The organism is Isoptericola sp. NPDC058082 (assembly GCF_042885055.1).
Classification (GTDB): Bacteria; Actinomycetota; Actinomycetes; order Actinomycetales; family Cellulomonadaceae; genus Isoptericola.
Map to the genome: position 1 here is coordinate 330,685 of NZ_JBHVSQ010000003.1, position 13,114 is coordinate 343,798.

Here is a 13,114-nt window from a genome sequence, read left to right on the forward strand (position 1 = left end):
AGGTCGGGTCAGCCTCGACCGGACGGCGGGACGGCGAGCGGGGGTCCGCCGTCGCGGAGTTCGTCATGGTGTCCGCGCTGGTGATCGCGCTGTTCCTCGCCGTGGTGCAGGTCGCGCTGGCGATGCACGTGCGCGGGCTGGCGATCGACGCCGCCGCGGAGGGTGCGCGCGTGGCGGCCCGTGCCGACCGGGACCTGGCGAGCGGCGCCACCCGGACGCAGGAGCTGCTGACCGCCGCGCTGGGGTCCCGGTACGCCGACGACGTCTCGGTGCGCCGCACCGTGCAGGACGGCCTCGAGGTCGTCGAGGTGACGGTGCAGGTGCCGCTACCGGTGGTCGGGCTGATCGGGCCGTCCGGGATGCTCACGCTCCAGGGCCACGCGCTGGAGGAGGCGTGAGAGCGCACGCCGCGCAGCCGCCGCGCGGACCTCGGGCGGCGCAGACGCCAGCACAGGGATCAGCACAGGGATTAGCACAGAGGGCACCCGACCCCGAGACAACCGACCCCGCGGCGCCGGACCATGAGGCACCCGATTCCGAGGCCGGCGCCGCACTGGTGGAGTTCCTCGGCACGGCGGTGCTGCTCCTGGTGCCGCTGGTGTATTTGGTGCTCACGGTCGCGCAGGTGCAGGCCGGGGCGTTCGCCGTCGAGGGCGCGGCGCGGGAGGCGGGCCGGGCGATGGTGACGGCCGACTCCTCCGAGGCGGGCGCGCAACGGGCCCGCGCGGCGGCCGGGATCGCGTTCGGGGACCAGGGGTTCGCCGTCGCCGACGGCTCGGTGTCCCTGGAGTGCTCGTCCGACCCGTGCCTCACGCCCGGCGCGACGGTGGGGGTCAGGACGCGGCTGGCGGTGCCGCTGCCGTTCGTGCCCGAGGCGCTGCGTGGCTGGCTGCCGCTGGAGATCCCGGTCACCGCGACGCACGTCGCGACGGTCGACGAGTACGGGACGGCGCGGTCGTGAGCCGGGGCGGGCCCGAGGGCGATCCCGAGGACGGGCGGATCATGCTGCTCACGGCCGGCGTGGTGGCGGTGGCGCTGATGCTGGTCGGCATGGTGGCGTCGGCGACGGCCGTGCACCTCGACCGCAAGCACCTGTACGACCTCGCGGACGCGGTCGCGGCCGACGCGGCGGACGCCGTGCCCCCGGAGCGGTTCTACGACGGGACGGCCTCGTCGCCGGGGGAGGCCGTGCTGACGCTCACCGACGCCGACGTCGAGGCGTCGGTGCGCGACTACCTCGCCGCGCACCCGGGGGAGTCGGAGGGGATCGACCACCTGCGCCTGGTGGAGGCGACCTCGCCGGACGGGCGGACGGCGCAGGTCGGTCTGGCGGCCACGTCGCGCCCGCCGCTGCTGCGGTGGTTCACGGATGCGTTCGGCGGCGGGTTCACCGTCGCCGCGACGTCGTCGGCGCGCGCGGGCTGAGCCCCGCGGGAGGCTCGGCGGATCGGGGTGGGCAGGTGTGGAACTTCCCACACCGTCAAAGGCGCATCCAGGATGCCGATTTGGCTAGCCTGCGGGTGTGCAGCTCACCGCGTTCACCGACCTCGGCCTGAGGATCGTCATGCGCCTCGCCGTGCTCGACGCCGAGCAGACGGCCACCACCCGCGTGCTCGCCGAGCAGCTGAACGTGCCCGCGACGCACGCGGCGAAGGTGGTCACGAGGCTGGGGCACCTCGGCGTCGTCGAGGCCCGCCGCGGCCGGGCCGGCGGGCTGCGCCTCGCGGACGGCGCCCGCGACCTGTCCGTCGGGTTCGTCGCGCGCGCCCTCGAGGGCGACGGCGAGGTCGTCGAGTGCGAGGGCGCGAACCCGTGTCCGTTGCGCGGCGGCTGCCGGCTGCGCGGCGTGCTGGCCCGCGCCCGCGAGGCGTTCTTCGCGGCCCTCGACCCGGTGACGATCGCCGACGTCTCCGCCGCGCCCACCCGGGACCTGCTGCTCACCATCGGTGCGCGCCCGCCCGGCTGACGTCCGCGCCGGGCGCCCCCACGAGGCGCACCCACCAGGCGCGGAGATCCCCGAAGGAAGAGACAGGAGAGTCACCCATGCTCACCCCCGAGTCCGCCGCCGTCGTCCGCGCCACGCTGCCCGTCATCGGCGGCGCGATCGGCGACATCACGCCGATCTTCTACCGGCGCATGTTCGCCGCGCACCCCGAGCTGGAGCGCGACCTGTTCAACCGGGGCAACCAGGCCCGCGGCGACCAGCAGCGGGCGCTCGCCGGGGCCATCGCGGCCTACGCGACCCTCCTCGTCGACGGCGGCCCGGACCCGCGCGCCGTCCTGGCCCGCATCGCGCACAAGCACGCCTCGCTCGGGATCCTCCCGGAGCAGTACCCGATCGTGCACGAGCACCTGTTCGCCGCCATCGTCGAGGTGCTCGGCGACGCCGTCACGCCCGAGGTCGCCGCGGCGTGGGACGAGGTCTACTGGGACATGGCCGACGCGCTCGTCGAGATCGAGCTCGGCCTCTACGCCGAGGCAGGGGTGGCGCCCGGCGACGTGTGGCGCACCGCCTACGTGCGCCGGCGGGTGCAGGAGTCGCCCGACACGATCTCGCTCGAGCTCGTCTCCTCGGACGGCGCCCCGCTCCCCGCCGCGCGACCCGGGCAGTACGTCTCGGTCGCCGTCACCCTGCCCGACGGCGCGCGGCAGATCCGGCAGTACAGCCTCACGGGCGCCGGGGCGCCCGGCGCGTGGGCCGTCTCGGTGAAGGCGATCCTCGCCGGCGCCGTCCCGGGCGGCGTGACGCCCGCGGGCGAGGTCTCCAACCACCTGCACGACAACGTGTTCGAGGGCGACGCCCTCGAGGTCTCCTCCCCGTTCGGCGAGCTCGCCCTGGTCGAGGGGGAGAACCCGCTGGTGCTGGTCTCGGCGGGGATCGGCATCACGCCGATGATCGGCTTCCTGCACCACCTGCGCGACGTCGGCACCTCGCGCCGCGTCGTGGTGCTGCACGCCGACCGGTCGCCGTCGCGCCACGCGCACCGCGCGGAGCTCCGCGCGCTCGTCGACGACCTCCCGACGGCCGAGCTGCACCGCTGGTACGAGGACCTCGGGACCCGTCCGGTGCAGGACCGGCTGCGCTCGGGGTACATCGACCTGGACGGCGTCGACGTCCCGCACGACGCCGACGCCTACCTCTGCGGCCCGGCGCCCTTCATGGCGGTGGTCCAGTCGGCCCTGCTCGGCCGCGGCGTCACCGCCGACCGCATCCACCACGAGGTCTTCGGCCCCGGCCGGGAGATCGCCGCCGCCTGACCGGTCCGCTCATCCGTCGTCGGCGAGGCGGGTGAACAGGCCCGGGTAGTCCACGACGAGGCCGTCGGCGTCGACGGAGATCTCGCGGTGGAAGTCGCCGTCGCGGGACTCGTAGACGTACCGGTCGGTGTCGAGCCGGGTGTACCGCTGCGGGTCGGGCGAGACCTCGAAGGTGTCCCCGTCGACGTACGCCGTGACGATGTCGGCCGCCGTCCCGACCGCGAGGTCGAGGCGGCGGATCGGCAGCGTGTTCGTGAACGGGCTGAACGAGAGGTCCACGTCCACGGCGTCGGCCAGGTCGGTCCGGGCGGCGCCGTCGACCCACCAGGAGCCGTCGTCGTCCCGGCTCAGGTCGAGCTGGCGACGGTCCGACGAGCGCAGCCGCAGGCCCCGGAAGGTCCAGGCGGCGTCGAGCTCCATCGCGTACTCGAGCCGCACGGGCCCGAGGTCCACGACGGACCGGGCGCGGAGCCGGTCGTCGCGGGGCAGCAGGTCGAGGTGCTCGACGCCGCCGGACCCGAGCCGCCGCCACCGGTACGTCGCCATCCCCGCCCGCCTCCGTGCTCCGTCGTGGCGCGGACCCCGTGCACGGGTCCGCTCGGTCCAGGATCGACCCGGACCGCCGCCCCCGCCCGGTAGATTCGCGCGCATGACCGACGACAACCCGCCCGTCGACAAGCTGCCGGTCGACCTCGACCAGATGTTCGACCTCGCCCGCGCGGGCGCCGACCTGCTGCTGGAGTTCGTCGACGCCGGCGTCCCGGCCGACCACGCCGACGCCGCGGGCAACACGCTGCTCATGCTGGCGGCGTACCACGGGCACGCCGGCCTGGTACGCGGCCTCGCCGAGCGCGGCGCCGACGTCGACCGCGTCAACGGGCGCGGCCAGTCGCCCCTCGCGGGCGCGGTCTTCAAGGGCTCCGACGACGTCGTCGCGGCGCTCCTCGCCGCCGGCGCCGACCCCGACGCGGGGACGCCTAGCGCCCGGGACACCGCGCAGATGTTCGGCCGCGCGCTGCCCGAGCGGGGCTGACTCCGGCCGCGGGCAGCCCGCCGACGTCGTCGGGCGGGACCGGGCCGCGTGGCGGGTAACCTTGAGGATCGTGGCCACCATCGACTTCCCCGCAGAGATCAAGGCGCTCCGCGCCACCCTCGACTCCATCGAGGCCGTGAGCGACCCCACGGTGCTGCAGGCGAAGATCGACGACCTCACGGAGCAGGCCTCGGCCCCCGACCTGTGGGACGACCCGGAGAAGGCCCAGAAGGTCACCTCCGCGCTGTCCACCGCGCAGGCCGAGCTGCAGCGCGTGGAGAAGCTCGGGCGTCGCATCGACGACGTCGAGACGCTCGTCGAGCTCGGTCAGGAGATGGAGGACGAGGACTCGCTGACCGAGGCCGAGGCCGAGGTCGCGGCGATCCGCAAGGACCTCGACGCCCTCGAGGTGCGCACCCTGCTGTCCGGCGAGTACGACGCCCGGGACGCCGTCGTCACGATCCGCGCGGGCGCCGGCGGCGTCGACGCGGCGGACTTCGCCGAGATGCTGATGCGCATGTACCTGCGCTGGGCCGAGCGGCACGGCTACTCGACGAAGGTGATGGACACCTCGTACGCGGAGGAGGCCGGGCTGAAGTCGGCCACCTTCGAGGTGAACGCGCCGTACGCCTTCGGCAACCTGTCCGTCGAGGCCGGCACGCACCGCCTGGTGCGCATCTCGCCCTTCGACAACCAGGGCCGCCGCCAGACCTCGTTCGCCGCGGTCGAGGTGGTGCCGCTCATCGAGCAGACCGACTCGATCGAGATCCCGGAGTCCGACCTCAAGATCGACGTCTTCCGGTCCTCCGGCCCGGGTGGCCAGTCCGTGAACACGACGGACTCCGCCGTGCGCATGACCCACCTCCCCACCGGCACGGTCGTGTCGATGCAGAACGAGAAGTCGCAGATCCAGAACCGCGCCGCGGCGCTGCGCGTCATGCAGTCCCGCCTGCTGCTCATCCGGCAGCAGGAGGAGGCGGCGAAGAAGAAGGAGCTCGCCGGCGACATCAAGGCGAGCTGGGGCGACCAGATGCGCTCCTACGTGCTGCAGCCCTACCAGATGGTCAAGGACCTGCGCACCGAGCACGAGTCCGGGAACACGCAGGCCGTGTTCGACGGCGCCATCGACGACTTCATCGAGGCCGGGATCCGCTGGCGCCGCTCGGGCGGCGCCGACGCCGCCTGACGCGCTCCCCGCGGCCGACGACGCCGCCCGGACGCCTTGAACGGGTGCCCCGGGCGTCATCCCTGACCCGCGACACACCGGCGTGTCCTTCGCGCCACCCTCGCCGCCGGGTGCGACTCTCGGGAATCGGGCGGCCCCGGCCCAGGCGCGACGTGACGTCGTGCCCGCTCCGGTGCCGCACGGTCGACTGGCAGGGGAGAGGCACGTCGTGATCCGGTTCGAGAACGTCTCGAAGGTCTACGCCCGAGGGGCACGGCCCGCGCTCGACGACGTCTCCGTCGACGTCTCGCGCGGGGAGTTCGTCTTCCTCGTGGGCGCGTCCGGCTCGGGCAAGAGCACGTTCCTGCGGCTCGTGCTGCGCGAGGAACGGCCCACGGGCGGCACCGTGTACGTCGCGGGCCGCGACCTGTCCCGGCTCTCGAGCTGGAAGGTGCCCTCCCTGAGGCGCAGCATCGGCGTCGTCTTCCAGGACTTCCGCCTGCTGCCCGGCAAGACGGTCTACGAGAACGTGGCGTTCGCCCTCCAGGTGATCGGCAAGCCGCGGCACACGATCCGCACCACGGTGCCCGAGGTGCTGGAGATGGTGGGCCTGGACGGCAAGGAGAAGCGGCTCCCGCACGAGCTGTCCGGCGGCGAGCAGCAGCGCGTCGCGATCGCGCGGGCGTTCGTCAACCGGCCCCAGATCCTGCTGGCGGACGAGCCGACCGGCAACCTCGACCCCACCACGTCGCTGGGCATCATGCGGCTGCTCGACCGGATCAACCGCACGGGCACGACCGTGGTCATGGCCACGCACGACGACGAGATCGTCAACGAGATGCGCAAGCGCGTCGTCGAGCTGTCGACCGGGTCGGTGGTGCGCGACGAGGTCGACGCGGTCTACGGCGAGCGGGAGTCGATCCTGCCGCAGGTGGGGCAGACGCCGGTGCTGGACGCCCCGGGTCGCGGCGAGCGGGCGGTGCAGCGGGTGCAGGTCTCGCCCGAGCCGGCGGACCTCGAGGCCGAGCGGGCCGCCGAGGCGGCGGCCGCGAGGGCGGCTGCCCAGGAGCCCGAGGCGCCGCCCGCTCAGCCCGTGGTCCCGGAGCCGGCGGGCGCGTCCGCGGACGAGGTGGTGCAGCAGGTGCTGCGCGAGCACGAGCGCGTGCGCGCGGGACGGGAGGCCTGAGGGTGCGGCTCCAGTTCGTCCTCACCGAGGTCCTCCAGGGCCTGCGACGCAACCTGTCGATGGTGATCTCCGTCGTCCTCGTGACGTTCGTGTCCCTGACCTTCGTCGGCGCGGCGGCGCTGCTGCAGACACAGGTCACCAAGCTCAAGGGGGACTGGTACGACCTCGTCGAGGTGTCCGTCTTCCTCTGCCCGGACGGCTCCACCGCACCGACGTGCGCCGACGGCGAGGCCACGAAGGAGCAGGTCGCCGGGCTCGAGGAGCTCATCGACACCGAGCTGTCCGACGTCGTCGCCGCCACCTACTTCGAGAGCAAGGCGGACGCCTTCGCGGCGTTCACCCAGCTCTACCCGGACGGCTACCAGGGCACCCAGCTCACCGAGGACGACATGCAGGCGTCGTTCCGGCTCAAGCTCGTCGACCCCGAGCAGTACCAGGTGGTCGACGACGTCCTCGAGGGCCGCGCGGGCGTCGAGGTCGTGGAGGACCAGCGCGAGGTGTTCGAGCCGTTGTTCCTCGCGCTCGGGCGGGCGTCGCTGCTGGCCGCGGGGCTCGCGGGCGTGATGCTCCTCGCGGCGGTGCTGCTCATCACGACGACGATCCGGCTCTCGGCCGTGTCGCGACGTCGTGAGACGGGCATCATGCGCCTGGTCGGCGCGTCGAACCTGTTCGTGCAGCTGCCGTTCATGCTGGAGGGCGCGATCGCCGCGCTGGTGGGCGCGCTGCTCGCCGTGGGCGGGCTCTGGCTCGCCGTGCAGTACCTGGTGACGGACTGGCTGCAGGACTCCGTCGACTGGGTGGCCTACGTGGACGTGGGCGACGTCCTGATCGTCGCGCCGCTGCTCATCGGGATCGCCGTGCTCCTGGCGGTGGTGTCGTCCGTGGTAACGCTCAACCGGTACACGAGGGTGTGAGATCGCAGATGACGACCCTGAGGATGTCCCCCGGCGTCGGCCGGCGCGCGCTCGGCGGGCTCGTGGCCGCCGTCCTGGTGCTGGGCGGCGCGACGACGTCGGCGACCGTGTCCGCCGGGGTGTCGGCACGCACGGCGGCCGCGGACGACATCGACGACCAGCGGGCCGCCGCGGAGGCGAAGCAGCGCGCGAAGGAACGCGAGCGCGACGGCCTGCAGGAGGAGCTCGAGGACACCAACGCCAAGTACCGCCAGGCGGTGCTGGACCTCAACGAGGTCGAGGGCCGGCTCCCGGTGGCGCAGGCCGAGCTCGCGGCCGCCGAGGCGGCGCTCGAGGAGGCGCGGCGCAAGGCCGCGATCCTCGCGCAGCGGTTGTCCGACGCCGAGGCCGAGGAGGCCGCCGTCGCCGGACAGATCGAGGCCGGCAAGGGCAAGGTCGACGCGGCGCGCGCCGACGTCGTGCAGATGGCGCGCCAGGCGTACCGCAACGGGGACGACACGAGCACCCTCGGCATCGTCACCGGAGCGCAGTCCACCGAGGACTTCCTCGAGGAGTTCGCGGTGTCGTCGTCGGCGGCGCGCAGCCAGGCGCGCACCCTGACCGACCTGCAGGACGCCGAGGCGGTGGCCCGCAACCAGCAGGCGCGCCTCGACGCCATCCGGTCCGCGATCGAGGATCTCAAGCGCGAGGCCGACGCCAACGTGGTGGCCGCGGAGAAGGCTCAGCGGCAAGCGGCGGACCGCAAGGCCGAGGTCGAGCGCCTCATCTCCAAGCAGCGCAAGCTCAAGGCGTCGATCGAGGCGCAGAAGGCGAACGCCCTCGAGGAGCTCAAGGCGAACGAGCAGGCGCAGCAGAGCCTCGAGGCGCAGCTCAAGGACATCATCGCCAAGCAGAAGGCCCGCGACGCCCGGCTCGCCGAGGAGCGTCGCAAGGCCGAGGAGGCGGAGCGCAAGAAGCAGGCGGCTGCCGAGCGGCGGAGCAACAGCGGCGGCGGTGGGGGCGGCGGATCCAGCAGCGGCGGCGGCTCCGGCGGAGGCGGCGGTGGCGGCGGTGGCTCGTCGTCGTCCGGCCCGTTCCTCGGCTGGCCGACGAACTACCACGTCGTCACCAGCTCCTACGGGATGCGTTTCCACCCGACCCTGCACTACTGGCGGCTGCACGCCGGCACGGACATCCGCACGTACTGCGGCACGCCGATCTACGCGGCGCAGAGCGGGTACGTCGAGCAGGCGCACTACACGTCCGGCGGCGGCAACAACGTGCTCATCAACCACGGCGCGTACAAGGGCCGCAACGTGATGTCCCGCTACCTGCACCTGACGTACGACACCGTGAGCGTGGGCGAGAAGGTCAGCAAGGGCGAGATCATCGGCTACTCCGGGTCGACCGGGACCTCGGCCGCGTGCCACCTGCACTTCGAGGTCTACGTCAACGGCAGCACCACGGACCCGATGGGCGGCTGGCTGAACTGACGCCCCGGGTGTGTTCGCAGGGCGCGGAAAAGCCCTGGCCGTGACGGGAGGCTCCCGTATCCTGGGTCGTCGCGAGACCGCGCGAACCGGGAGGAGGAGACCATGTCCAACAAGGCCAAGGGCGCCAAGAAGAAGCAGGGCGACCCGCGCACGATCGTGGCGAACAACAAGAAGGCCCGCCACGACTACGTGATCGAGGACGTGGTCGAGGCCGGGATCGTGCTGTCCGGCACCGAGGTCAAGGCGCTGCGCATGGGGCGCGCGTCGCTGCTCGACGGGTACGCGGCGATCGACAACGGCGAGGCCTGGCTCGAGAACGTGCACATCCCCGAGTACTTCCAGGGCACCTGGAACAACCACGCCCCGCGGCGCAAGCGCAAGCTGCTGCTGCACCGCGAGGAGATCGACCGGCTGGGCGTGAAGTCCCGGGAGAAGGGGCACACCCTCGTCCCGCTGAGCCTGTACTTCCTGGACGGGCGCGCCAAGGTCGAGATCGCGCTGGCGCGCGGCAAGAAGGAGTACGACAAGCGGCAGACGCTGCGCGAGCAGCAGGACATGCGCGAGGCGCAGCGCGCCATCCGGCACCAGGAGCTGCTGGGCTGAGGCGTCCCCGTCCCGGCGCGGCCTGCGGAAATAAGGGCGCGCCCGCGGTGGTTGATCCACTAGACTGGACGACGTCGGCACGGGTTCCCCGTGGCCGACAGGGTCGGCAGACCCGGTTGACAAATGCACAGGGGCTGATCGGTTTCGACGGTGGTCGTGCTTCGAGGAGAAGCGGGCCGAGGATGCAGGCTCATCTCGTGAACGCTTGCCTGCAAACCTATAGGTGCCGATAACAAGCGCACCGACTTCGCCCTCGCCGCCTGAGCGAGCTCCGAAGTCCGTGAGCCCGGGATTGCTCTCGACCCGGTAGCTCACGTCATCTAGAGAGCCACTGCTCGTCGCCCTCGTCACCGGGGCGGCGGGGACACCTAGGTGACTGGGCCCGTCCGCACCTTGTCTGCGTGAGTGCGGGGGCCGAGAAAATCACAGCAGACTGCGCCCGGAGAAGTCCTCGAATAGCGCCACCGGACCCGGGTTCGATTCCCGGCAGCTCCACCCCTGCGAAGGCGGGCCACCCTCGGTGGCCCGCCTTTCGTGCGTCCCGGCCCGAGCGGAGAGGCCCATTGCTTCGGAGCCCGAACATTTTCTAGGGTGGCCGGATGCCGTACGCCGCCGACGTCGTCCCCGCCCCTGTGTCCCTCCGCGCCGACGGAGAGGTGCTCGCTCTGCGCGACGGTGCCCGGGTCGCCGCCGACCCGGACCTGCGCGCCGCCGCCCGGTGGTGGAGGCGGGTCAGCGAGGACGCGTTCGGGCTCGATCTCGTGCCGGTCGGACCCGGCGCTGCGGACGACGAGGACGCCGACGTGACCTTCGCGCTGGACCGGCTCGTCCCGGCCGGGGGCTACCGGCTGGCCGTCACCGACGGCGGCGGTCGCGCGGTCGTCCACGTCGCCGCGGGTGACGCCGCGGGAGCGCACGCGGCCGCGCAGACGCTGCGGCAGCTGGCCGGCCCGCAGGCGTTCCGCCGCGCCGGTCACGCGCCGCTCGCGCTGCCGGTCGTGACCGTCGACGACGCCCCGCGGTTCGGCTGGCGCGGCGTGCTGCTCGACGTGGCCCGGCACTTCCTGCCGAAGGCGGACGTGCTGCGGTTCGTCGACCTCGCCGCCGCCCACCACCTCAACGTGCTGCAGCTCCACCTCACCGACGACCAGGGCTGGCGGATCGAGGTGGAGCGGTACCCGCGCCTCACGGAGGTCGGGTCGTGGCGGCGCGAGTCCGGCGTCGGCACCTGGCGGGCCGAGCGCTACGACGGCCGTCCCCACGGCGGGTTCTACACGCGCGACGACCTGCGGGAGATCGTGGCCTACGCGCGCGAGCGCGGCGTCACCGTGGTGCCCGAGATCGGCTCGCCCGGCCACGTCCAGGCTCTGCTCACCGCCTACCCGGAGCTGGCCGCGCGCCCCGGCGCGCACGAGGTGCGCACCACCTGGGGCATCAGCGAGGACGTGATCGACCCGTCGGACGCCGCGGTCGACTTCTTCACGGGGGTCCTGGACGAGGTGATCGAGGTCTTCGACGCGCCGTTCGTCTCGCTCGGCGGGGACGAGGTGCCCACGACGGCGTGGCGCGAGCGTCCCGGCATCGTGGCGCGTGCCGCCGCGCTCGGCCTGGTCGGCCCCGACGGTGAGGGCGACGTGGCGCGCCTGCACGGGTGGTTCCTCGCGAGGCTCGCCGAGCACCTGCGCTCGAAGGGCCGCCGCGCCGTCGTGTGGGACGAGGCCTTCGGGCCCGACCTGCCGCGGGACGTCGTCGTCACCTGCTGGCGGGGGCACGCCGTGGCGGCGGACGCCCTCGCGGCCGGGCACGACGTCGTCATGGCCCCCGAGCAGGAGGTGTACCTCGATCACCGCGCCGCCGAGGGCGACGACGAGCCCGTGCCCGTGGGCTTCGTGCGCACGGTCGCCGACGTGCGGGCGTTCGAGCCGCTGCCGGCCGGGTTGCTGGAGGCGCGACCCGAGCTGGCCGGCGACCTGCCGGGCACGGTGCTGGGGGCCCAGGCGCAGGTCTGGAGCGAGCACCTCGACTCGGCGCGCCGGGTCGACTACGCGGCCTTCCCGCGCCTCGTCGCGTTCGCGGAGGCGGTGTGGAACCCCGCGGCTCCGGGGTTCGAGGAGCGTCTGCGGGGCGGTCACCTCGCCCGCCTCGACGCCGCGGGCGTCGAGTACCGTCCGCTCGACGGGCCGCGGCCCTGGCAGCGCCGCCCGGGGGTCGCGGGCTGGCCGCGCGACCTCGCCGCCGAGCGCGCGAGCGCCGGCTGGGCCGGGATGGGCGGCTGGGTCGAGGGGCGTGACGGCGCGGAGCCGGGGGAGTAGCGGCGAGGGCCGACCGGTCAGCGGCCGGCCGGCACCGGCTCGGGGGCCTCGTCGGGCGCGGCGGGGCGCGGGGAGTCCGGGCCGTCGGCGTCGTCGTCCGGGCCGTCCGAGGGGTCGTCGCCCGCGCCCGGGTGGGCGCGCCCCCGCAGCCAGCGGTAGCCGAGGTAGCCGAGCCCGCCGAGCGCGAGCCACGGGAGCAGCACGCCCAGCACGAGCACGACCGTCTGGATCGTCGTGACGAGGGCGCCCCAGCCCGAGGCGAGGCCTCCGAGGAACCCACCGCGCGACTGCGCGGCGGCGACCGGCTCGGGCACGATCTCGACGTCGAGCGTCGACATCGCCACCTGGTCGGACAGGCGCTGGCGCTGCGCGGTGAGCGCGTCGAGGTCGGCCTGGCGTTCGGACAGCTCCTGCTCCACCTGGAGCAGGTCCTCCGTGCTGCCGGCGGCCTTCATGAGGTCGCGCAGCCGGTCCGTCGACGTGGTCAGCGCGGCGATGCGGGCGTCGAGGTCCTGCCCCTCGCCGGTGACGTCGGTGCTGTCCATGTCGACGCTCTCGACCGTGCCGAGCGTGTCCAGGGCCTCGACGGCGCCGGTCATCCGGTCGGAGGGCAGCCGCACGGTCAGCGACGCCGACCCCGCCGAGTCGTCGGTGGCAGCCGTCTCGGAGCGTCGCTCGACGCGACCGCCGGCCTGCTCGACCAGCCGCGCGAGCTTCGTCGCGGCCGCCGCGGGGTCGTCGGCGACGACGGTCGCGCGGCCGGTGGTGACGATCTCGCGCGCCGCGGCTGCGCCGGGCTCCGCGGCGCTCTCCGCGACGGAGGATCCGTCCGCCGCCTGCTCGGCGCTGCCGACGTCCGCGGCCGCGCCGGCGCTGTCTGCCTCCACCGCGGAGGACCCACCGCCCGAGTCGGCCCCGCCCGAGGAGCACGCCGTGACGACCAGCAGGAGCGTCGCCGCCAGAGCCGTGCGGAGCGGTGCACGGCGGGTCCGGGCCTGGCGCGGGGTGGCGGGCATGGCTCAGAGCGTAGGGGGCGGCGGGTTCGCGCCCGGCCCGCTCCGCACGATCGTGACCCGACCGTGCCGAGACCGTGACCTAGGGCGATGTCGTCCGGTCGCCGATCCGCCGCCGTCGGCGCGTCACGATCCGATCACGCCTTCCCGCGGGCGGG

13 protein-coding genes, 1 other RNA gene and 1 pseudogene are annotated in these 13,114 nt (G+C 73.8%); 13 read left to right on the plus strand and 2 right to left on the minus strand.

Annotated features, from left to right (window positions below):
- From ACFVS0_RS06540 to ACFVS0_RS06560, 5 genes are all read left to right on the plus strand, one after another.
- Nucleotides 1–398: TadE/TadG family type IV pilus assembly protein (locus ACFVS0_RS06540; RefSeq protein WP_430587499.1), on the plus strand; the 398-nt coding region annotated here is incomplete at its 5' end.
- 158 nt (nt 399–556) lie between these two features.
- Nucleotides 557–961, plus strand: coding sequence for a pilus assembly protein (locus ACFVS0_RS06545; protein WP_430549733.1), 405 nt, complete (start codon nt 557–559; stop codon nt 959–961).
- A gap of 41 nt (nt 962–1,002) precedes the next feature.
- Nucleotides 1,003–1,425 (plus strand): hypothetical protein, encoded by a 423-nt coding sequence (locus tag ACFVS0_RS06550; RefSeq protein WP_430587500.1) that lies wholly within the window; start codon nt 1,003–1,005, stop codon nt 1,423–1,425.
- 97 nt (nt 1,426–1,522) lie between these two features.
- Nucleotides 1,523–1,966: an RrF2 family transcriptional regulator gene (locus ACFVS0_RS06555; RefSeq protein WP_430549735.1), complete on the plus strand. Its 444-nt coding sequence runs from the start codon at nt 1,523–1,525 to the stop codon at nt 1,964–1,966.
- A 77-nt stretch (nt 1,967–2,043) separates the two neighbouring features.
- A complete protein-coding gene (locus ACFVS0_RS06560) occupies nt 2,044–3,258 on the plus strand; it encodes a globin domain-containing protein (RefSeq protein WP_430587501.1) in 1,215 nt (404 codons plus the stop codon).
- Nucleotides 3,259–3,267: 9 nt separating this feature from the next.
- Here ACFVS0_RS06560 and ACFVS0_RS06565 read toward each other — a convergent pair whose 3' ends face one another.
- Nucleotides 3,268–3,804, minus strand: a complete 537-nt coding sequence (locus tag ACFVS0_RS06565) for a putative glycolipid-binding domain-containing protein (protein ID WP_430587502.1) — start codon at nt 3,802–3,804, stop codon at nt 3,268–3,270.
- A 103-nt stretch (nt 3,805–3,907) separates the two neighbouring features.
- Here ACFVS0_RS06565 and ACFVS0_RS06570 point away from each other — a divergent pair, with 103 nt between their 5' ends.
- The 8 genes and pseudogenes from ACFVS0_RS06570 to ACFVS0_RS06605 all read left to right on the plus strand — a co-directional run bounded on the left by ACFVS0_RS06570 (nt 3,908) and on the right by ACFVS0_RS06605 (nt 11,943).
- Complete coding sequence (locus tag ACFVS0_RS06570; protein WP_430562671.1) at nt 3,908–4,291, plus strand: ankyrin repeat domain-containing protein; 384 nt, start codon at nt 3,908–3,910, stop codon at nt 4,289–4,291.
- 70 nt (nt 4,292–4,361) lie between these two features.
- Nucleotides 4,362–5,477, plus strand: a complete 1,116-nt coding sequence (gene prfB / locus ACFVS0_RS06575) for a peptide chain release factor 2 (RefSeq protein ID WP_430549739.1) — start codon at nt 4,362–4,364, stop codon at nt 5,475–5,477.
- Between the two features lie 208 nt (nt 5,478–5,685).
- Nucleotides 5,686–6,363, plus strand: a pseudogene (ftsE, locus tag ACFVS0_RS06580) (cell division ATP-binding protein FtsE); the annotation flags it as partial.
- Nucleotides 6,364–6,644: 281 nt separating this feature from the next.
- Entirely contained in the window at nt 6,645–7,556 is a 912-nt protein-coding gene (ftsX, locus tag ACFVS0_RS06585) for a permease-like cell division protein FtsX (protein WP_430587503.1), read from the plus strand.
- An 8-nt stretch (nt 7,557–7,564) separates the two neighbouring features.
- Nucleotides 7,565–9,028: a peptidoglycan DD-metalloendopeptidase family protein gene (locus tag ACFVS0_RS06590; protein ID WP_430587504.1), complete on the plus strand. Its 1,464-nt coding sequence runs from the start codon at nt 7,565–7,567 to the stop codon at nt 9,026–9,028.
- A 102-nt stretch (nt 9,029–9,130) separates the two neighbouring features.
- Nucleotides 9,131–9,631, plus strand: coding sequence for an SsrA-binding protein SmpB (smpB, locus tag ACFVS0_RS06595; RefSeq protein ID WP_429762444.1), 501 nt, complete (start codon nt 9,131–9,133; stop codon nt 9,629–9,631).
- Nucleotides 9,632–9,761: 130 nt separating this feature from the next.
- Nucleotides 9,762–10,129: a transfer-messenger RNA gene (gene ssrA / locus ACFVS0_RS06600) on the plus strand.
- A 101-nt stretch (nt 10,130–10,230) separates the two neighbouring features.
- A complete protein-coding gene (locus tag ACFVS0_RS06605) occupies nt 10,231–11,943 on the plus strand; it encodes a beta-N-acetylhexosaminidase (RefSeq protein ID WP_430587505.1) in 1,713 nt (570 codons plus the stop codon).
- A 17-nt stretch (nt 11,944–11,960) separates the two neighbouring features.
- Here ACFVS0_RS06605 and ACFVS0_RS06610 read toward each other — a convergent pair whose 3' ends face one another.
- The gene (locus tag ACFVS0_RS06610; RefSeq protein ID WP_430587506.1) at nt 11,961–12,959 is read right to left on the minus strand and encodes a DUF4349 domain-containing protein; all 999 of its coding nucleotides are present in this window, start codon (nt 12,957–12,959) and stop codon (nt 11,961–11,963) included.
- Nucleotides 12,960–13,114: the final 155 nt, after the last annotated feature.

Excerpts from the sequence above, each read along its gene's own strand:
- ACFVS0_RS06570 (WP_430562671.1), top strand. The coding sequence starts at position 3,908 with ATGACCGACGACAACCCGCCCGTCGACAAGCTGCCGGTCGACCTCGAC.
- ACFVS0_RS06605 (WP_430587505.1), top strand. The coding sequence starts at position 10,231 with ATGCCGTACGCCGCCGACGTCGTCCCCGCCCCTGTGTCCCTCCGCGCC.
- ACFVS0_RS06590 (WP_430587504.1), top strand. The coding sequence starts at position 7,565 with ATGACGACCCTGAGGATGTCCCCCGGCGTCGGCCGGCGCGCGCTCGGC.
- ACFVS0_RS06560 (WP_430587501.1), top strand. The coding sequence starts at position 2,044 with ATGCTCACCCCCGAGTCCGCCGCCGTCGTCCGCGCCACGCTGCCCGTC.
- ACFVS0_RS06550 (WP_430587500.1), top strand. The coding sequence starts at position 1,003 with ATGCTGCTCACGGCCGGCGTGGTGGCGGTGGCGCTGATGCTGGTCGGC.
- ACFVS0_RS06565 (WP_430587502.1), bottom strand. The coding sequence starts at position 3,804 with ATGGCGACGTACCGGTGGCGGCGGCTCGGGTCCGGCGGCGTCGAGCAC.
- smpB (WP_429762444.1), top strand. The coding sequence starts at position 9,131 with ATGTCCAACAAGGCCAAGGGCGCCAAGAAGAAGCAGGGCGACCCGCGC.
- ACFVS0_RS06610 (WP_430587506.1), bottom strand. The coding sequence starts at position 12,959 with ATGCCCGCCACCCCGCGCCAGGCCCGGACCCGCCGTGCACCGCTCCGC.